The sequence below is a fragment of the Streptomyces sp. 891-h genome (genome assembly GCF_022760275.1).
Lineage (GTDB): Bacteria > Actinomycetota > Actinomycetes > Streptomycetales > Streptomycetaceae > Streptomyces > Streptomyces spirodelae.
The window spans coordinates 127,632-146,067 of the sequence record NZ_CP050693.1 but is presented as its reverse complement, the minus strand read 5'-3'; the positions used below and the strand labels follow the sequence as shown (position 1 = coordinate 146,067).

18 protein-coding genes and 3 pseudogenes are annotated in these 18,436 nt (G+C 68.2%); 11 read left to right on the top strand and 10 right to left on the bottom strand.

Annotated elements, in window-relative coordinates; genetic code table 11:
* Positions 1-655 precede the first annotated feature (655 nt).
* Positions 656-1,081: a nuclear transport factor 2 family protein gene (locus HC362_RS00705; RefSeq protein ID WP_243081723.1), complete on the bottom strand. Its 426-nt coding sequence runs from the start codon at positions 1,079-1,081 to the stop codon at positions 656-658.
* Between the two features lie 134 nt (positions 1,082-1,215).
* Between HC362_RS00705 and HC362_RS00700 the strand changes: the two genes are divergently transcribed.
* A complete protein-coding gene (locus tag HC362_RS00700; protein WP_243081722.1) occupies positions 1,216-1,734 on the top strand; it encodes a TetR/AcrR family transcriptional regulator in 519 nt (172 codons plus the stop codon).
* A 218-nt stretch (positions 1,735-1,952) separates the two neighbouring features.
* On the opposite strand, the gene HC362_RS00695 is transcribed toward HC362_RS00700, so the two are convergent.
* Entirely contained in the window at positions 1,953-2,945 is a 993-nt protein-coding gene (locus HC362_RS00695) for a phosphate/phosphite/phosphonate ABC transporter substrate-binding protein (protein WP_243081720.1), read from the bottom strand.
* 125 nt (positions 2,946-3,070) lie between these two features.
* Here HC362_RS00695 and HC362_RS00690 point away from each other — a divergent pair, with 125 nt between their 5' ends.
* Positions 3,071-3,688, top strand: a complete 618-nt coding sequence (locus tag HC362_RS00690; RefSeq protein ID WP_243081719.1) for a TetR/AcrR family transcriptional regulator — start codon at positions 3,071-3,073, stop codon at positions 3,686-3,688.
* Between the two features lie 256 nt (positions 3,689-3,944).
* Here HC362_RS00690 and HC362_RS00685 read toward each other — a convergent pair whose 3' ends face one another.
* From HC362_RS00685 to HC362_RS00675, 3 genes are all read right to left on the bottom strand, one after another.
* Positions 3,945-4,319 carry a transposase gene (locus tag HC362_RS00685; protein WP_243081717.1) on the bottom strand — a complete coding sequence of 125 codons (375 nt, stop codon included), beginning with the start codon at positions 4,317-4,319 and terminating at the stop codon, positions 3,945-3,947.
* Positions 4,320-4,473: 154 nt separating this feature from the next.
* Positions 4,474-4,944, bottom strand: coding sequence for a hypothetical protein (locus HC362_RS00680; protein WP_243081715.1), 471 nt, complete (start codon positions 4,942-4,944; stop codon positions 4,474-4,476).
* 9 nt (positions 4,945-4,953) lie between these two features.
* Positions 4,954-5,598: a DUF3592 domain-containing protein gene (locus HC362_RS00675; protein ID WP_243081714.1), complete on the bottom strand. Its 645-nt coding sequence runs from the start codon at positions 5,596-5,598 to the stop codon at positions 4,954-4,956.
* Between the two features lie 160 nt (positions 5,599-5,758).
* Here HC362_RS00675 and HC362_RS00670 point away from each other — a divergent pair.
* Positions 5,759-6,134: pseudogene (locus tag HC362_RS00670) on the top strand (NADP-dependent oxidoreductase); the annotation flags it as partial.
* A gap of 82 nt (positions 6,135-6,216) precedes the next feature.
* On the opposite strand, the gene HC362_RS00665 reads toward HC362_RS00670, so the two are convergent.
* Positions 6,217-6,708 (bottom strand): DinB family protein, encoded by a 492-nt coding sequence (locus HC362_RS00665; RefSeq protein WP_243081711.1) that lies wholly within the window; start codon positions 6,706-6,708, stop codon positions 6,217-6,219.
* A gap of 734 nt (positions 6,709-7,442) precedes the next feature.
* Between HC362_RS00665 and HC362_RS00660 the strand changes: the two are divergent.
* Positions 7,443-7,721 (top strand): annotated as a pseudogene (locus HC362_RS00660) (site-specific integrase); the annotation flags it as partial.
* Between the two features lie 56 nt (positions 7,722-7,777).
* Here the strand turns inward: HC362_RS00660 and HC362_RS00655 are convergent.
* A pseudogene (locus HC362_RS00655) lies at positions 7,778-8,712 on the bottom strand (LysR family transcriptional regulator).
* A 140-nt stretch (positions 8,713-8,852) separates the two neighbouring features.
* Between HC362_RS00655 and HC362_RS00650 the strand changes: the two are divergent.
* Positions 8,853-10,097, top strand: a complete 1,245-nt coding sequence (locus tag HC362_RS00650; protein WP_243081709.1) for an MFS transporter — start codon at positions 8,853-8,855, stop codon at positions 10,095-10,097.
* Positions 10,098-10,420: 323 nt separating this feature from the next.
* Complete coding sequence (locus tag HC362_RS00645; protein WP_243081707.1) at positions 10,421-10,786, top strand: cysteine hydrolase; 366 nt, start codon at positions 10,421-10,423, stop codon at positions 10,784-10,786.
* A 487-nt stretch (positions 10,787-11,273) separates the two neighbouring features.
* On the opposite strand, the gene HC362_RS00640 is transcribed toward HC362_RS00645, so the two are convergent.
* The gene (locus tag HC362_RS00640; protein ID WP_243081706.1) at positions 11,274-11,969 is read right to left on the bottom strand and encodes an NAD(P)H-binding protein; all 696 of its coding nucleotides are present in this window, start codon (positions 11,967-11,969) and stop codon (positions 11,274-11,276) included.
* A 71-nt stretch (positions 11,970-12,040) separates the two neighbouring features.
* Here HC362_RS00640 and HC362_RS00635 point away from each other — a divergent pair, with 71 nt between their 5' ends.
* The 3 genes from HC362_RS00635 (at position 12,041) to HC362_RS00625 (ending at position 15,581) form a co-directional block, all read left to right on the top strand.
* Positions 12,041-12,712, top strand: a complete 672-nt coding sequence (locus HC362_RS00635; RefSeq protein ID WP_243081704.1) for a TetR/AcrR family transcriptional regulator — start codon at positions 12,041-12,043, stop codon at positions 12,710-12,712.
* Positions 12,713-12,909: 197 nt separating this feature from the next.
* Positions 12,910-13,365 carry a VOC family protein gene (locus HC362_RS00630; RefSeq protein ID WP_243081703.1) on the top strand — a complete coding sequence of 152 codons (456 nt, stop codon included), beginning with the start codon at positions 12,910-12,912 and terminating at the stop codon, positions 13,363-13,365.
* Between the two features lie 764 nt (positions 13,366-14,129).
* Positions 14,130-15,581 carry a WGR domain-containing protein gene (locus HC362_RS00625; RefSeq protein WP_243081702.1) on the top strand — a complete coding sequence of 484 codons (1,452 nt, stop codon included), beginning with the start codon at positions 14,130-14,132 and terminating at the stop codon, positions 15,579-15,581.
* 88 nt (positions 15,582-15,669) lie between these two features.
* Here HC362_RS00625 and HC362_RS00620 read toward each other — a convergent pair whose 3' ends face one another.
* Positions 15,670-16,500: an AraC family transcriptional regulator gene (locus HC362_RS00620; RefSeq protein ID WP_243081701.1), complete on the bottom strand. Its 831-nt coding sequence runs from the start codon at positions 16,498-16,500 to the stop codon at positions 15,670-15,672.
* Positions 16,501-16,611: 111 nt separating this feature from the next.
* Here HC362_RS00620 and HC362_RS00615 point away from each other — a divergent pair, with 111 nt between their 5' ends.
* Together HC362_RS00615 and HC362_RS00610 are read left to right on the top strand one after the other, a co-directional pair.
* Entirely contained in the window at positions 16,612-16,983 is a 372-nt protein-coding gene (locus tag HC362_RS00615; protein ID WP_243081700.1) for a cupin domain-containing protein, read from the top strand.
* Between the two features lie 218 nt (positions 16,984-17,201).
* Positions 17,202-17,642 (top strand): VOC family protein, encoded by a 441-nt coding sequence (locus HC362_RS00610; RefSeq protein ID WP_243081699.1) that lies wholly within the window; start codon positions 17,202-17,204, stop codon positions 17,640-17,642.
* 325 nt (positions 17,643-17,967) lie between these two features.
* Here the strand turns inward: HC362_RS00610 and HC362_RS00605 are convergent, their stop codons facing one another.
* Positions 17,968-18,435: a MarR family transcriptional regulator gene (locus HC362_RS00605; RefSeq protein ID WP_243081698.1), complete on the bottom strand. Its 468-nt coding sequence runs from the start codon at positions 18,433-18,435 to the stop codon at positions 17,968-17,970.
* Position 18,436 lies beyond the last annotated feature (1 nt).

Genomic DNA, 18,436 nt, shown 5'->3' with positions numbered 1-18,436 from the left:
CCGTCCACGAGCTAACGAGCCACGTCGGAGCTGAATGGCGAAGCCAGGCATACGGAAACACTTGAGCGGACAGTCAACAGAAGGAAGAAGGGGCCGTCCTGCTTGTGCGTAGTCGGCTGACACGGCGTTCTCTGGGGCAGGGGAGGAGAGGAGGCCCACTTACCGCGCTCGAACTATGACTCGAATGTGGTAGTCGTGAGGGCGACCAGAACCCGGACCCTTGGGTGCGGGCCCGGACGCCGGGCGGGCAGGCGTTCGATGTCGTGGCGGTCCGCGCTCATGCCCGTACCCGAGACGGTCGCTGGCGGCACGAACGCCACGCCATCCTCACGGCGCGCCCCGGCCCGGACGGGTACGCCAGTCCAGAGGGTGTGCCTGTGGCTTTCAGCGTCGTCGCGGAGCACATCGTTCCGATCCCTGGCGACTCCTACGACCATGTACCGACCGACGGTGCGGTGTCCGGACAGTAGTAGTCGGCCATCCGGCCCCCCGGTGGACACGGTGGCACCCCGTGGTGGCAGCTCCACCACCGTGCCTGCTGGCAGGCCCGCGGTGGCTGGCGCCGTCGCCTGGTCACCACAGCGGAAGCCCGTCAGCTCCTGGCCACTGAGTGCCTTCCCTTTCGGTGCAGGCTGCCGCTGTACTGGTCGGGCCTTCAGCTCCTGGCGCTGGCGACGCCCAGGCCGTCCATGTAGTCGCGGACTCGCGTGATCAGTCCGTTGTGGACGTGGAGTATCAGCAGGCCGGGGACGGTGAACGTGGTGGCCTTGGCCGGCAGCGTTCCCACCACGACATGCTCGGCGACGATTACTTCGGGATCGGCGGTCTCGTAGGCCGCGACCTTCCTGACCTCCTCCACCTGGACGGGGCTGGCACCCCAGGCCTCCCTGTAGCCGGCGCGCACGGCCTCACGACCCTCGAAGCTCGGGGGGAAGCCGGGTGAGGCGAACGGGAACTCGTGCACCGCGTCGATGGAGTAGAGATCGGCGAGATCGTCCGGGGACTTGTCGAGTATGGCTTGGTAGTAGCAGGTCAGCACCTCGTGAGGGGTGCGAACAGCAGGTGTATCCAGAGAGGGCACGGGGGCTGTTCCATTCGCTCAACGCTTGTTGACCCACACACCGTAGGGTCGGTGGGAAGTTCGGTCAACGGCTGTAGAGTGAAACAGTGTCCACTTCTCGCCAGTCCCGCGCCGACCGACGCCGAGCGACCGAGGTGCGCATCCTCGACAGCGCCCGGGAGTTGTTCGCCGAGAAGGGATTCGAGCGCACCACCATTCGCGCAGTGGCGGCCGCGGCGAGTGTCGATCCGGCTCTGGTCATGCAGTACTTCGGCTCGAAGCGGGAGCTGTTCGGCCAAGCCGCGCAGGCGTTGCCCGCCCCGCTGACGGCCACTGAGACCGACGAACTCGTCGATCAGTTGCTGGCCTCGCTCGGCCTCAAGCTCGGCAGTCTTCCCGAGGGCACGCTGGCGATGATGCGGTCGATGCTCACCGACCAGACGGCAGCCGATCACGTGCGTGCCGCTCTCGTTCGGCAGATCGACAGCATCGGTGCCGCCCTGCCCGCTGCCGAGGATTCCGAACTGCGCGCTGCGCTGGTTGTCACCGCGTTGCTGGGCGTGACCATCGGCCACCAACTCCTCGGCCTGGCCGCGCTTCGCGAGGCCCCTGCGGATCACATCGCCGCGCTGCTCCGCCCGGCCATCAATGCCCTGGCCGGACCGCCGGGGTGAACGCAACGCCCCTGTTGCTCGAAATGTGAGCAGGCTGAACTCAGGCTCAGCAGCGGTAGTGGACGTGAACCGGGCTCCACCGTGTTTCCGCGTCGGCTTCTGTCGGCGTACCAGGGCCTGTTGCGAAAGTGCTGGTCATGGCCGATCGGCAGGGGCCATGGCGACGGCCAGTCCCTCCTTCTCGGATCGGCAGGCCCGAAACGCCTTTTCCGCTCGACTCAGGTGTCGAGGAGTTCCGGGACGAAGATGTCCTCGCACGTCAGCTCTCGCTTCGACAGCCCCTGCTCGTGGTGGTAACGCAAGAAGGTGTCGATCGCCTTGCGGTTCGCGGCGACGCCGTAGGGCCACCAGTCGTCGCCGAGCAGCCGACGGTTCTCCTCGAACAGCGAGCTGAACCACGGAGTGATGACGCTCATGTGCTGCTTCTTGGCGTCGTCACGGTACTTGCGCTCGGCGAGCACCTTGGCTTGCGTGAAGGCGTCGTACACGGCCCGTGCGAGGCCCGGCCGATGTGCCAGTTCGCTGCGGATCGCGATGATGTGCATAGGAGGGAAGATCCCGGTGCGGCGGTAGTAGTCGCGCTCCACGGCCTCGTAGTCGGGGAACAGACGGGCGACCTTCGGGGAGCCGTCCAGCGCCGCCTGCGGTACGTCGACGGAGATCAGTGCGTCGATCTCGCCGGATTCGAGCATGACTCCCAGGGGCTGGCCTTCCTCCGCGTGGCGAACCTCGACGCCGTCCGGGACGGGCTGTGGGACCCAGTCGAAGGCGGGGATGGGGTGGTTGGTGCCGCCGATGATCCAGCGGCACTGGTCGGGGGTCACGCCGTACTCGTCGGCCAGGATGCCCTTCGACCAGATCCCGGCGTCGTGGCCATAGAGAGCGAACTCGCCGACGGTCCTGCCGACCAGGTCCTGCGGCTGCACGATCCCGCCGGCGGTGTTCACGAAGATCGCCGAGTGGCGGAAGTTGCGGTTCGGCAGGATCGGCAGCGCCAGGAACGGCGGGTCGTCGCGGTCGAAGGTGCGCAGGAAGTAGGTGAGACCGAACTCGGCGAGGTCGTAGTGTCCTTCGACCGCGCGGCGGAAGATGTCCGACACGAGCGGTGCCGTCTCGAACGTCGCGTCCACTCCGTTGACCATGACCCGGCCGTCGAACAGTGCCTCGGTGTGCTCGTAGGCGTAGACGCCGATGCTCAGCTCGGTGCTCATCAGTGGATCTCCTCTCCGGGGTCCGCGGAGTGGGCCGCTTCCGTAAATGATCGTTCACTTTTAAGGTGTCCCCAGAACAGTGGAGCTGTCAAGATGAATGTTCATTCACGATCAAGGAGGCGACCGTGCCGCGCATTACAGCCGAGCGCCGCGAGGCGAAGCGTGCGGAGATCGTCGCTGCGGCCCGTCGTTGCTTCGCCCGTGACGGGTTCCACCAGACCTCCATGCCGGACATCGCCGCGGAGGCAGCCGTCTCGGCGGGCGCGCCTTACCGCTACTTCACCAGCAAGGAGGAGATCATCCTCGCTATCGCGGGCGACGCGTTCCGGCTGATCTTCGAACCGGTTGAGCGGCTGGCCGAGAGCGCGGACGCCCCGTCCGTCGCGGAACTGGTGGCCGCCGCGCTCGACACGATCGGCCGCGAGACGGTGCAGGACTCGGCGGGGCACGAGGTCGCAGTGGAGGAACTGCTGCGCTGCGTCGTGCAGACGTGGGCGGAGGTGCTGCGCAACGACGAGGTTCGCGGCCCAGCCGCGGAGGGTTTCGAAAAAGTCCGCGCCGCTGTCGCCGACGCGCTGCGCCGCGGCCGGGCTGCGGGCACGGTGCCCACAGCCCTGGACCCGGACCGCGCAGCCCGCGTGGTGATGGGGCTGCTGCACGGATTCCTGCTCCAGCGCGTGGCCTTCGGTCTCGCGGGCACGGCCGACTTCGCAGACGACCTGCACGCCGGGCTGATCTTGTGATGACCTATGACTGCACCAAGGCGGCGCGACACCGACATGACGGCGGACGGACACTGACACATTGATCCCCGCGCCGCGCGTGTAGCGGTGGTTCACTGCGAAGTACAGGAGTGCTGGTCATAGCCACTCGTTGAGGGCTGCGACCAGCGCGGCCGCGTAGTAGCGGACGGCGAGTTCGTCGTACCGTGTGGCGACCGCGCGGTGGCGCTTGAGCCTTGTGATCCCGCACTCCACCGCGTGCTGCTCCTTGTCATCGTCATTGTCGAACTTCGGCCGGCGCCCGCGTCGGGAGCCGAGCTTCTGGCAGTTGGCGGATCTGATCAGCCTTCTCCGGGGTGGTGCACTGCACGCCGCGTCGGCGCAGATAGGGGCGGTCCGCCCGGGACCCGTGGGTCCGGTCGGCGCGGACCTTGACCGGTCGGGTGCGCGGTCGGCCCGGTTTGGTCCGCGGCACGCGGATGCCGTCCAGAACCGGCTGGAACTGGGGGCTGTCGTGCCGCTGGCCGACAGTGACGAGCAGGAACAGGGGCTTCTGTCCCTGCTCGACCGCCGCGTGGAGGCCCATGGCGGCTGAGAAGCCGCTGCCTGCGGGGGCGAGACAGCCGGCGCCTGCACCGCCGAGGATGCGCATGCACGGTGGGCAAGACGGGAGGGGGTGGACTGGTTGGCCGGGTGGTAGCTGCGGGTGCGCAGCAGGAGGCGGTGTGCTGCAGGTCGGCTGAGGCCCGTACCCGCCTCCAGCGCGGGGCCGTCGCACCGTTCATGGCCCTCAGCGGGCTTCCATGTCAGCGCCGGATTCGCGGACGCCCGCTCTCCAGCGCTTCGCGGGCCGCCTCCATGAACGCGTATCGCGATTCGCGTTTGATGCCTACCCATTCACCCGCGTGCGCCTCCGAGTTGCGCAGACGCGTGTGCAGTGCCTTGGTGTAATCGTGAGCGGCTTGGGCTGTCGCGTGCGGGCATGCCAGCTCTACGCTCTTCTTCGCCAGCCACAGGTCGTGCAGCTTCTCATCGGCCGGGTCGTCGGGCGTCGGCAGTCCGAGGTCTCGGCGATCCAGCACCAGCTCGACCCGCTGTGCGGCCGCCAGAAAGCCCGAGATGGCCTCCTTTCGCTCGATGCGCTCCGCGTCCGCGCGTTGCTGCCGATCGCGTCGCGTCTCGACGCGCGTTACCAGGTACTGGCCTATAAGGGTCCCCGCCGTTCCCAACAGGACGCCGATCAGGGCGAGGACCGTTCCTCCAGCTGTTCCATTCACGGCACAGCATTATCGATCTTCACGTACGGCGGCGCGGCGGTTTCGGCGGCCCACAAGGACACCGATCCGCGCCCCCAGCATGACGAGCCCGGCAACGCAGGCCCCGATGAGCCACATCATCGGTCCGGCCGTCATCTGTACCTCGAGTCGGGCAGCCACCCGGTCCTCCGGATCCTTGTAGACGGTCAGCCGGTCGCCGATCCGGGTGCCCTTGTCGCACCCCGTACCGGCGACGTCCGCCCGGGTTCCGTCCGGCAGGCGGACCCGGCAGACCCGGGTGGTGGTGCCACTCGGCTGCGATACCGAGTTGCGGAGCTGTGACACCACGGCCCTCACCCGCTCCTTGCGCCGGTCGAGGACGGCATCGTCGTGGAACGCGAGAGGCAGCACCATCAGGACGTTCAACACCCCGACCGCGACCCAGTAGGGCCAGGGGAGACCCATGAGCCCCACCGCAATCATGCTGACGAGGCCCGCCATGAAGATCGCCACGCCCAGGACGGCAGGACCTTCCGGGCCGGACGAGTGGTTCGTCGTCAACGCGCTGGAACCGAGCCACAGTGCGGCCACCGCCAGGCCGCCGGCCGCTCCCAGAAGCCCCCAACGCGCCGTCCCCCGGCTCAGCGTGAGCCGAGACGGTCGCTTCGCTCCCACGGATCTCCCCTCTCATGCCTCCGCGCGCCCGGCCGCACGGGACTTCAGCGGCCGAGCCGAGTAGCGGAAACCTACCTGGCGGATTTGGGGAGAGGTCCCGGTCGAGGGGGCAACGTATGGCAAACGGCGCTCACTTGCCCGTACTCGCCGAGTGATCTCGCTGGAGGCGTGCCTGCACGCCGGCGAGTTCCCGTCGATTTGTCGGCCGCCGTTCATCCTCGGCTGTGACATCAGTGGCGTCGTCGAGGAGTCGCCGGAGACGTGGCGGTTTCGGCCCGGCGACGACTGGTTCGGGGTGCAGCTGTTCCCGCGGCCAGCGTACGCGTACGCGTACGCGAACGCCGAGCTGGTGGCAGCTCACCGCTGCACCTGGTACGCAAGTCGGCCGCGCTCGCCCACGTTGAAGCCTTTGCACTCCCGATCGTCGGGCTGACGGCGTGGCAGGGTGCGTCGGCCTCGCCGACGTCAGCGAGCGTGATCGCATCCTGGTCCATGGCGGTGGCGGCGGGATCGGCCACGTTGCGATCCGGATCGCGCCGGTGTGCGGTCTGCCGGTTCGGGGGTCTGCAACGACGCCCGTCCGCAGGCTGTACGGGCGGGCTTTGGCCTTCGTCTGGCTCAAGTCTGCCGGGGGACGTCGGTCTGCTCACGCAGGATGTCGCTGTGGCCGGCGTGGCGGGCGAATTCGTGGATCATGAGCAGGTAGATCCATCGCAGGCTGACGGTGCCGAAGCCAGGGCGGTGTCGGGTGGCGTCGAGGTCGATGTCCGCGGCGATCGCTCGCGCGCGGTTGCTGGCGCGCTCGAATTCGGCGATGACGTCGGCGACTGTTTCGTTGTCACTGACGACGAAACTGGCTTCGCCAGCCATGGCGCCGTCACATTCGGCTTCCGGCAAACCTCCCAGGATGTGCTGGAACCACATCCTTTCTGCGAACGCGGCGTGCTTGACCAGCCCGATCGACGTCGTCATGGACGGGACGAGACGGTGGCGGGCCTCTGTTTCAGACAGGCCGTGCACTGTGTCGATCAGCTCGCCTCGGACGTGGTCGAGCATGTATTCGAGCATCTGGCGCTCGGGGCCGCCGGTGATACGAGTTGGGTTTTTCATGACTCGTCTGAGTCCTTTCGGTGGGGAGTATGGGGACTATTGGGCACTCACCGTTCCGGTGGAGTGGACTCCCGGTGTGCCCGGTCGAACGTCCGCATCGAGGTGATGTTGCACGGCTTCGGTGTATCGGGGGATACCGCCGGATCCAGCGAGCCGACCAGGAGGCGGCGAAGATTTCGCTCGCTTGCGGGAAATTGGGGCCGGTCGATTGGTTCGGAGTCGCACACGAATCGGATGCTGCCCGGGGTCCCTGGCCGAGGGAGGCGTGGTCGAGGACAAGACGCATCTGCGCCACCGAGACGACGAGACCGGCACTGCCTCGAACTATTGCGTCGGGGTGCCGCAGAAGTCCCGCTGAACTCAACTCTACTACCGCCGCGCGCGAGGACGCGTCCGTTCCGGTAGCCGTCAGCCTTTGTCGGTCAGATCGTGGCTGTCACCAGCAGGCCGGTGGCGGTGCGTGGCCCCGTCGTGAGGAACATCGGAACGAAAACCGGCGCTAAGCCTCCGTCGCCCCTGATGGGCGGCTGACGGAGCGTTGGCCGGCGGACCGGTCTGCAGTCGTCCCACGGATAACACCCCAATATCAGCGGTAACTTGATCCGCCACCTGCGGTGACGTTCTCCGGGCTGTACGCGAAGTGAGCTTTTGATTTTCGGTAGAGGGGAAGCGGCGCCCACCGTCGTACAGTTGCCGGCCGGGGAGGCGCTGACCGTACGTGCGGTGGCGGACGTGTCAGCCCCCGCGACGCATGCCCGGACACCGGGCCGGCCAGGCTGTCGTACGGGCAGGCCCCCGCCCTGCTCGACGAGCACACCGTCCTGCGCGGGCTGGGTACGGGCTGGGACTGCGCCAGTACCGCCATTCCGCTCTGGCCCGTCTCGGCGAGCAGGGTGCCTCGCTGTTGATGCTGATGGCGAAGTCCCGGGCGCGAGAAGCCGGAGAACGTCCGCCGCTACTTAAAGCCCTTCCCGGAGGCGATCCCCGAGCTGACCAGCCTGCTCGCCCCCGGCGCGCCCGCCGTTGACCGCTGGCGCCGGGCAGGGCCGCCCGGCGCGGGCGGGGGCGTTCAGCGAGGAATCACCCAGCCCGGTGCCCAGGTCCCGGCGGCGTCTTGGCCGGCCGTCGTGGCGGCGAGGTGGGTGCGGAGGGTGGCCAGCGCCGGGTGGGGGTTGTCTCGGTGCCAGAGGAGCGAGTGCGGGTAGACGGGTGTCGGGTCGGTCACCGGGATGCGGCGCAGGCCGTGGTCGGTGGGCCAGATGAGGCGGGTGTGTTCGCCCATGAAGGTGGCCAGGGCCGGGGTGTCGGCGATGGTGTCGAGGAGTGCGTCGGAGCCGAAGTTGGGGCCGGTCACTTCGATGGTGAGGCCGAATTCGGCGACGAGGCCGTCGTAGTAGGCGCCCCACTCGGTACCGGGGGCGATGCCGGGCATCCAGATCCGGTGCCGGTGAGCTGGGCGACGGTCACCGACCGGGCGCCTGCCAGTGCATGGGCGGGGCCGGTGAGGAGTTGGAGCGGCTCGTCGAGCACCCGGACGGACGCGATGTCCTCGGGAAGGGGCCGGCCGGGCGCGGCGACGGCGCGGAAGGACGCGTCGATCTCCCCGGAGCGAATGGCGGTGACGGCCGTCTCGATGTCGAACAGCATCATCACGTCGAGGTCGACCTCGGGGTGTGCGCGATGGAAGCCGCGTATCAGGCTCGACTGCGCGCTGCGCGAGGTGAGCACGTCGACGCGCAGCGGACGGCGGCCCGGGCGCACGGACTCACCCGCGCGCTCGGCGACGCGCAGCAGCTCGCGTGCGTGGGGCAGGAACGCCTGCCCGTCGATGGTGAGCTCGGCGCCGCGGGGGGCACGGGTGAACAGCCGCACACCGAGGTCGTGCTCCAGTGTGGCGATGCGTTTGGAGACGGCCTGCTGGGTGATCGACAGGTCGGTGGCGGCTTTCTGGAACTGGCCCGCTTCCGCGACGGCGACGAAGGTACGTACTGCTTCGAGATCCACGCCGACTCACCTTAGGGAACAACTGGTGGTTGTGGATTACTGGCAGGTCAGTTGTTTGACCTGCTGTTGCCCTGCCCGCTTATCTCTCATCGGTCAACGTCAGTTTGTTCGGGTGAGCCATCAAGAGGAGTGCGCTGAGCATGGTGGGCAGGAGACGGCTGGGTCGGCAGTTCGGCTGGCTGTGGGCGTCATATGCGGTGAGCGCGTATGGGTCCGGTCTGGGGTTCGGGGCGTTGCCGCTGATTGCTGTGCTGGTGCTGCATGCCGGTCCCGCTGAGGTGTCCGCGCTGTCCGCGGTGGGGCCTGCGGTGGGTGCGCTGATCGCGGTGCCGCTCGCGCCGTGGGTGGAATTCCGGCCCAAGCGCCCGGTCATGATCACGATGGACTTGGCCCGGTTTGCGGCCATGGCGACGATCCCGGTCGCCTACGCCTTCGGGTGGCTCAGTTTTGTCCAACTGCTTGGGGTCTCGGCCGTGGCCGCCGCAGCCAAGATCGCCTTCAACGCGGCCAGCGGCGCCTATCTCAAGGCCCTCGTCCGACCGGATGACCTGCTCGTCGCCAACGCGCGGTTCGAGTCCACGAACTGGAGCTCTATCGCGGTGGGGCCGCCGCTGGGCGGGGCGGCCATCGGTCTGTTCGGGCCGGTCACGACGGTGGTGGCCGACGCGCTCAGCTACCTGCTCTCCGCGTTGGGTATCACCGCGATCCGCGGCCAGGAAGAAGCACCGCGAGCGACCGACAAGAGCGCGGTCCGGGCGGGGGCGCTGCTCGACGGCTGGCGACACATCATGGGCCACCCCGGTCTGCGGCCGCTCTTCCTCAACCAAATGCTCGTCGCCGGTCTGATCATGGCCACCGAGCCGCTGCTGGCTGTGCTCCTGCTTCGCCAACTCGGGTTCCCGCCCTGGCAGTACGCCCTCGCCTTCGCCGTCCCCTGCCTCGGCGGACTCATCGGCTCGCGGCTGGCCCGCCGTGTGGTAGCCCGCTTCGGCCGGCACTGGGTCTTCCAGACCGTCGGCACACTGCGCGTCATATGGCTGATCGGCCTGGCCTTTGTCCGTCCCGGCGTCGTCGGCCTCGTCACCGTGATGGCCGTCGAGCTGGCGATCATCATCAACATGAGCCTGTACAGCCCGGTGCTCGCCACCTACCGGCTCGAACACACCCCCAAGCATCTCCTCGCCCGCACCCTGTCGGCCTGGTCGATCGGCCAGCAGGCGTCCATCGCCGTCCTCATCGCACTCGCCGGGCTGCTCGCCGACGTCACCAGCCCCCGAACCGCTCTCACGGTCGCAGGACTGCTCATCCTGAGCACACCGCTCCTGCTTCCCCGACAGGACCAGACGTCGCAGCACGAGCCGGAGCTGTCCCGCAGCCACTCATGAGGCACCACAACTTGCCACCCACAGGCCGCAACCTGTTTCGCCGGTGCGTGTCCGCGTCGGCAGGCACCACTTAGCAAGGAGAACACTCGCGTGAGCACTGCCCCCGCGCTTGACCCCACCCACACCGCTCTTCTCGTCATGGACTACCAGCCCGCGATACTGGCCTTTGTACCCGAAGGCGAGGAGCGAAACGCCCTGCTCGGTCGTGTAGAAGGGGCCATCGACGACGTTCGCGCGAACGGCGGCACCATCGCCTACGTACGCGTCGGCTTCACCGATACCGACTGGGACGCGATCCCGGCCTCCAACAAGTCCTTCGCCCCATGGCCCAACCCCGCGTCCTGCACCACGAGGACGCTGCCACTGCCATCCACGAGCGCCTGGCTCCCCAGGACGGCGACATCGTCGTGCGCAAGATCCGCTACGGCGGCATGTCTACCACCGACCTGGACCAGCAGCTACGCGAGCGCGGCATCACCACACTGGTCGTCTCCGGCGTCAGCACCAGCGGCGCCGTCCTGTCCACCGTCATCGACGCGGCCGACCGCGACTACCAGCTCTACGTCTTGTCCGACAGCGTGGCCGACCCGGACACCGAAGTCCACAACGTCCTGTTCCACCATGTCTTTCCCTCGCGGGCCCACATCATCGACACCTGCGAGCTGCGCGCCCTGCTCCGGGCTGACTGACTCGAACCAGGAGCTGATCCCACCCACGGCCGCCCTACCCACCAGGTGTTGGCGGCCGTTCACACCCCCAGTGCCGACCCAACCGCAGCCGGGAATTTCATAGCCGTCGCGACCTCGGGTCGCGTTACGGCTCCCGGCCCACTACGAGCCGGTGACCTACGCAAACGTCACCGCCGGGATAGCCCCCGGCGGTGGATGCCACCTGGGCTCCGCTTCTCGTCCGGGACCTTCTGTCGGCGTGCGCCCGAACGTGCACCGGCCGGTACGCACCAAAGCGCTCAGTGCTGAGCTGATGCCCGACTGCGGGGCTTGTCGGCCAGGGTGGGTGCGTCGTCCAGCGGTGTCTCCTCCGCCCACGAGGGGCGGGGAGCGGGGCGCCCTCCTCCACTGCCCCGGCTTGGTGAGTTCGCTTCCTGTTGCCGGCGTTCCCCACGGGAAGCAGTCATGAGGAGTTGAGTAGATCAGTGCCTTCGCGCGTGTCGTGGCACTAGACGTGAGCGAGGGCGCTCGGCGTTCGGCAACCGACGATCGCCGGAGCCTCGTGGACGAGAGTGTCGTCGGTGAGGGCTTCGACCATGAACAGCGCGAAGTCGATGCGGCGGGTGAGGTTGCTGGCCAGAACCGGGTCGCCCACATGCCGGCTCCACACGGGCAGGCCCTGGCTCTCCCCCTCCTCCAGGGAGCTGCCGCGCACCACGGTCCACCGGGTGTTGCTGGCGAAGATCCGTCGGCAGGCCTCGACCTGGTCGTCGATCTCCACGGCGCGGACGAGCTTGCCCAGCACGGCGGCGATCCGGACGCCCAGGGTGAACAGCCGTGAGTATGTGTCCTTGCCGTCGCGCGTGATGTGCCAGCCACAGGAGAACACGAGCCGCGCACCCGGCTGCGCGTGATCCAGCACTGCCTGCGCCGTCCCGGACGAGTACTGCCGCACACCCCAGGGCACCAGCACCGTCAGCACTCCGTCGCACCCGGCGACCGCCTCGCGGATCACCTCCGGGTCGTTCGTAGGACCGGGAATGACCGTCATCCGCCCCTCGAACTCGGCCAGTTTCGGCACACTGCGCTCCCGGCAGACGCCGACCACCTCGTATCCGCGCTCCAGCGCGTGCCGGACCATGTACTGCCCGAGCTTCCCCGATGCTCCGACGATGCAGATCTTCTTCATTCGTTCCGCGCCCATGGCACAGTCCTTTCGTCGACACGCCTACCTTATGTTGTAAGGTAAAGTAGCCTTATGGCGTAAGGTGGTCAATGAAGGAGAGATGGATGTCCAAGAAGGGCGAGGGCCGGCGCGTCCCGCTCAGTCGTGAGCGGGTCATTCGTACGGCCGTGGCGGTGGCCGACCGGAAGGGCTCGGCCGCGCTCACCATGCGGGCCGTCGCGGAACCGCTGGGTGTCGAGGCGATGTCCCTCTACCACCATGTCAAGGGCCGGGAGGACATCCTCGACGGCATGGTGGACGAGGTGTTCGCCGAGATCGACCTGCCGCCGCGCGACACGGACTGGAAAAGCGCCATGCTCCACCGCGCACGCTCCGCCCGAGCCGTTCTGAAACGACACCCGTGGGCGATCGGCCTGATGGACTCCCGCTCCCGGCCCGGCCCGGCGACCCTGCGCCACCACGATGCCGTCATCGGCGCGCTGCGCGCCGGAGGATTCTCCGTCCCCATGACGGCCCACGCCGTCTCACTGATCGACAGCTACCTGTACGGCTTCGTGCTCCAGGAGCTCAGTCTGCCGTTCAAGGGCGAGGCGGAGCTGGACGAGGTGGCGGGCGCCATCGTGAGCGAGATGCCCGCCGAGACCTACCCCCACCTCGCCGAACTGGCCACCGAGCACGTCCTCAAGCCCGGTTACGACTACGCCGACGAGTTCACCTACGGGCTCACCCTCATCCTGGATGCCCTTGATCCAGATCATTAGTTCGTCGCCCCGGATTCGTGCCAGGACGAGCGGTCAGGCGGGACCGCCCTCAGCCAGCGAACGGTCCACGCCTCCGCCGCGCCCGCGATCCCACGCCGTATCCGGCAACTCACCACGAGCAACCACAAGATCAGACGCGGCCCAGTGCCTGTTTCGAAAATGGATCGTCTGTCAGACCCGCCTGACAGGCTCCGGGCATGGAGATGACAGTACAGCTGACGATCGACTGCTCCGATCCGCAGAAAATGGTGGCGTTCTGGGCCCGGGCCCTCGGCTATGTGCCCGAGCCGGCGCCGGACGGGCACACCACATGGCGCGCCTACTGGGAGGCGATGGGGGTGCCCGCGGAAGAGCTGCCGGCCGGTGCCGGCGACATTCCGGAGTCGATCGTCGATCCGGCGGGTCGCGGGCCGCGCGTGTGGTTCCAGCAGGTTCCGGAGCCGAAGACCGCCAAGAACCGGTGGCACTTCGACCTGAAGGTCGGTGGTGGCCGTGACGTCCCGCTGGACGTCCGCGTGCGGCGGGTCAGTGCCGCTGTGGACCAGTTGGTCGAAGCCGGTGCCACCGTGCTGAGGATCAAGGACGAGCCGGAGATGGGGTTCTACGCCGCAGCCATGCAGGATCCCGAGGGCAACGAGTTCGACGTCGTCTGAGGGCCGTTGCGACGGTGCTGGTCTCAGCCACTCGTTCACGGCTGTGACCAGCACAGCCGCTTCGTAGCGGACGGCGAGCTTGTCGTAGGTGTGGCGACAGCACGGTTTCTCCTGGGGCGGTTGATGCCGCATTCGACCGCGTGGCGTTCGCGGTAGCCGGTCGGGTCGAAGCGCGACGGTCGGCCGCCGCGGGAGCCGGGCTTCTGGCGGTTGCGGGCCTGGTCGGCATGAAGGCCGTCGTCCAGTTGCTAAGGGATCGGCCGGCGGGCTACGCGTGGCTGAGGATCTCCATCAGGGCCGCGCACTCCGCGAGGACCTGGATGGTGAGCGCCGCCGTCGCACCCGTGCGACGGGCGCGGCCAGGGCGAGGAGGCCGGCGACGGCGCCGAGACCGAGGCCCCAGGCGAACAGCCAAGCGGGCAGTCCCGGCGCACTGAACCGGGTACTCAACCGTGAGCGTGCACAGTACTCAGACTGTGCCGCCTTGGATGCCGTGGGCGTGGCTGCGAGCGCTTTCCGTACCGGGCGGCAAGCAGAGCGGCCGTCCTCCCGGGGCGGCTCCGCGTACGTCCACGGCAAGCTCATCGAGGGCAAGCCCGCCCTCCGGTCGACGACCGCCCAAGCTCGCCGACTGCCGACTCGGCCCTCGCTCCGGAGAGCCGGGCCGGGCTGTGAGGCCGGGTGATTGTCAGTGGCCTCTCCTACCGTTCAGGCAGTGGGACCTGCCGGACAGGCCGCAGGTCCGTCCTGGGGAGGGGTCTGCCATGTCTGCCGCGTCCACCGTGTCGACGACGTATCTGGAGCTGTCGCAGGAAGGCGGTGGCGCGCACAAGTTCTACGAAGTGACCGTCGACGGCCAAGCAGTGACCGTGCGGTACGGGCGGATAGGCGCCGCCGGGCAGACCCAGACGACGACGTTCCCCACGGCGGCCAAAGCACGCACGGCAGCCGCGAAGAAGGTCGGGGAGAAGGTCCGAAAGGGGTACGCCCCCGCCGTTGCCGGGCAGCGTGCCCCGCGTCCGGTGACCCGACGCCAGGTGTCCTCGGCTCCGTCCACCGCGCGTGCCGCGGCACCCGTGCTGTGGCGGTTCGCCACCGGCTCCTCGGCGTTCGGTATCCATGTCGACGACGAGCACTGCTGGATCGGCAACCAGGCAGGCGACGTCTACACCCTGGACCACGACGGTGCCGTCCTGGCCCGCTTCGGCCTGCCGGACGGCGTCAAGTGCCTGGTGGCCGACGACTTCTGGGTCTACGCCGGCTGCGACGACGGCAGCGTCTACGACCTGTCCTCGAAGCTGCCGTTCGCGGCCTACGACATCGCGGCTGACGTCGACATCTTCTGGCTGGACATCCACGAGGGCATTCTGAATGTCTCGGACCGCGACGGCCGGCTCACTGTCATCGACCACGAGGACGAACACCAGTGGGCCCGCCGCAGCCGGGGCGAGCATGCCTGGATGGTCCGTGCCGACGACCGCGCCGTCTACCACGGCCACCACCGTGGCGTAACCGCCTACGCTCCCGACGGCGGCGGCGAGTTGTGGCACACATCCACTCGAGGCGGCGTCCTGTTCGGCTGGCAGGAGGACGACGCCGTGTACGCCGGCACCAGCCATCGCGTGGTCCAGCGACTGACGAAGACCACAGGCGAGATCGAGGCCACCTACGCCTGCGACGGCACTGTTTATTCCTGTGCCACCTCGCCCGGCGGGGAGTACGTCTTCGCCGGAGACGCGGCCTCTTCCGTCTACTGCTTCGACCGGGACGGCAACCGCCTGTGGAAGCTCGGCACAGGCAGCGGCTCAGCGCTGTCGATGCAATACCGCGACCAGCGGCTCTATCTGGTGACCACAGATGGCCAACTGGTGTGCATCGACGCGGGGGAGAGGGCCATCACCGCGGCACAGCAGGGGACGGTGCCGGTGGCCCGCGACGTCAAGCTTGCCGCGGCGATGCCCACCTACACACCAGCCACGGCCCCGGCCGCCGTCTCCACCCTCGACCACGCCCCCGCGGGCACCATCGTTCTCGAATGCGTCCAAGAGGACGGCCGCCTGCGTGTACACGCCGTCTCCGAGGGCTATGACGCCTCCTGGAACGTCCAGTTCCCCCGCGCGATACGGCAGCCGGGCGCACGCTACGCGGTCGACGCGCTCCACCCGGCAGCCGGCGGCTTCTACCGCGTCCGCGGCACCATCCGACGGCTGCTGTGACCGCACGCTCCCTGACCGTATGGAATTGCCGCTTCGGTGCTGGAGGCGGGGCCGGAGAGGCGAGTGGGTGCGAGCGTCCGGCGTACGGTCAGGCAGAGGTGGGAGCAGAACCGGTGCGAGCGCGCTTGTAGCGCGCGGGCGTGGTGCCCACGTGCCGGGTGAAGTGTCGGTTCAGGTGGGCCTGGTCGTGGAATCCCACGGTTGTGGCGACTTCGGCGGGCCGGTGGCCGTCGAGGAGAAGCCGGCGTGCCTGATCGATGCGCTTGCCGGTGAGATAGGTGTGTGGCGGCAGACCGTATGTCTGTTTGAAGCAGCGGATCAGGTGGGTGGGGTGGGCGTGCAGGATGGCGGCCGCCTCGTGCAGGGATATCCCGACGCATGTCCGCGAGTCCAGCAGTTCTCGCAGCTCGGCGGCGAGCCTGTTCGCCTCGCGTCCCGGTGCGCGGGGCTGGAGCGCGTCCAGGTGGAAGTGGAGTCGTTCACGGATGACCGAGAGGAGGGACTCGGCTTCGAACTCGTCTCCGGGATGGGTAAGAGCGGCATGCAACAGGTCGATCCGGTCGCGTAGCGGCCCGTCGTTGAAGACCGGGGTGTCTGCCGCACGGCCGATCAGGTGCTGCGGGAGTACGGAGCCGTCGAGGTAGAGGTTGCGTTTGCGGAAGCCCGACGCCGTGACGGTTCGGCCGTCGTGGGGCACGCCGGGAGGCAGCAGGAGAACGCTGGCGGCACCAGTCGCCCCGTGGCGGTGGCGGTCGAGTGCGAAGTCGACCGAGCCGTCGTCGAGGATCATCAGGTCCCACGTGTCGTGGGTGTGGGCCGGGTACGCGTGGTCGGTGAAGTGTGCGTGGAAGACCTCGGCGATCCCTGTCAGCGGCGGCCTCCAGGCGCTGATGGACGTCCCGGGTCGGTCTGAGGCCATGCCAGAAACGTACAAGACCGGTGCAGTCCGTGCGCGGCAGGCTCGTGCCATCCGGTCGGCGGACTTGAGAGGCCGCTCTCGCTCCTCCGGCCCCCTCGAGGAAGGATGCGTATGTCCGAGTCTGTTGTTCCTGTCAACCTCGCCGACAAGCTGTCGCAGTTCAGCGAGCTGTGGTCGCAGAAGAAAGTGGCTGTGCTGAACGACTACGAGGTCAAGCTGGCCAAGCTGAAGGGGGAGTTCGTCTGGCACTCCCATGAGGACACCGATGAACTGTTCCTGGTCATCAGCGGGCGGCTCACCATCCAGCTCAGGGATGGCGACGTGGTGCTGGAACCCGGCGAGTTGTTCGTGGTCCCGCGTGGGGTCGAACACTGCCCCGTGGCAGACGAGGAGACCGCCATCATGTTGTTCGAACCGGCGGGGACGCTCAACACCGGTGACGCGGGGGGACCGATGACCAGGCCGCCCGAGACCATCAGCTGACCCGCAGGCCCGACGCTGCGCAGGACTTCGCCGCCCTCTCCGGCCGAAGAGCGCCGCTGCTGCCACCGGAGCAGTTGCCCGCGCCGGCCTTGCCTCGCACTCGGTGACCTCGTGCGAAGCGACACCACCTACATGTGCCGTCGAAAAAGCGGCCGTGGCTCCGTCCTGGGTGTAGACCGTAGGCCGAACGGGCCGCACGTCGAAGAAAGAGGACCGGCATGACTCTTCAGCGGATGGACAACGTCGCCATTGTCGTCGAGGATCTGGAGGCCGCCATCGCCTTCTTCACCGAGCTCGGCATGGAACTGGACGGCAGGGCCCAGATCGAGGGGCTTTTCGCGGACCACAGCGTCGGACTCGACGGCGTACGCAGCGACATCGCGATGATGCGGGCTCCGGACGGCTCCGGCAAGCTGGAGCTGACGAAGTACCACAACCCTGCGGCGATCAGCGTCGAACCGTCCAGCCTGCCGCCCAACACGTTGGGTCTGCACCGTGTCATGTTCGCCGTCGACGACATCGACGACACCGTCGCCCGCCTGCGTACTCACGGCGCCGAACTCCTCGGCGAGGTGGCGCAGTACAAGGACATCTACCGGCTCTGCTACCTCCGCGGCCCCGCGGGCATCATCCTTGCCCTGGCCGAACAGATCGGCTGACCCCCCGCCGCCGACTGGTGAACGGCTACGACCCGAGCGAGTGGGCGAGGTGGGTTCACGGCGCGGTCTGGCGGTGCTCGCACATGAGGCGGTGCCGGCCTCGGTTTCATCCGGTTCCGGTATCGGTTTCATCCGGTTCCGGGACCGGGTGGGGGAGCGCACGGCCGGAAGGGGGAACCGCGTCGGCTTCGTGTATCTGTGCTTCCAGGCCGGCGCCTTCGACGCGGTGTGCCGGCGCATGGTGTTTGGAGGTCATCCGGTCTCAGGGCAGATCCGCCCGCTGATGCCCTCAGGGGCAGCCGCCCGCTGATGCGCGGGGGCCGGTTCAGGTCGGCTGGATGGCGCCTGGCAGTTCTTCGACGGCCGTGACGAGGGGAGCGAGTGCGGGGTCCTCGGCCGCCTCGTCCAGGGCCTCACGCAGGGCGGTGTTGTGGGTGGGACGGGCTTCGTCCAGCACGCGCATGCCGTCCTCGGTCACATCCGTGTAGATGCCGCGACGGTCGGTGGGGCACAGGTAGCGCGAAAGCAGCCCGCGCTGTTCCAGGCGGGTGACCAGCCGTGTGGTGGCGCTCTGGCTGAGCACGACGGCGTCGGCGACCTGCCGCATCTGCAGATGGCCGCCCTCGCCGTCGTGCTGCCTGCTGAGCACATCCAGTAGCGCGTACTCCCGCGCACTGAGCTTGTGCCCGGCCTGGAGCGCGCGTTCGACGCAGTTCTCGATGCGGCCGTGCAGCAACGAGAGAGCCGACCAACGGTGCGCCAGTGCGGTCATCGCCGGGTCGGTGGCAGTCATG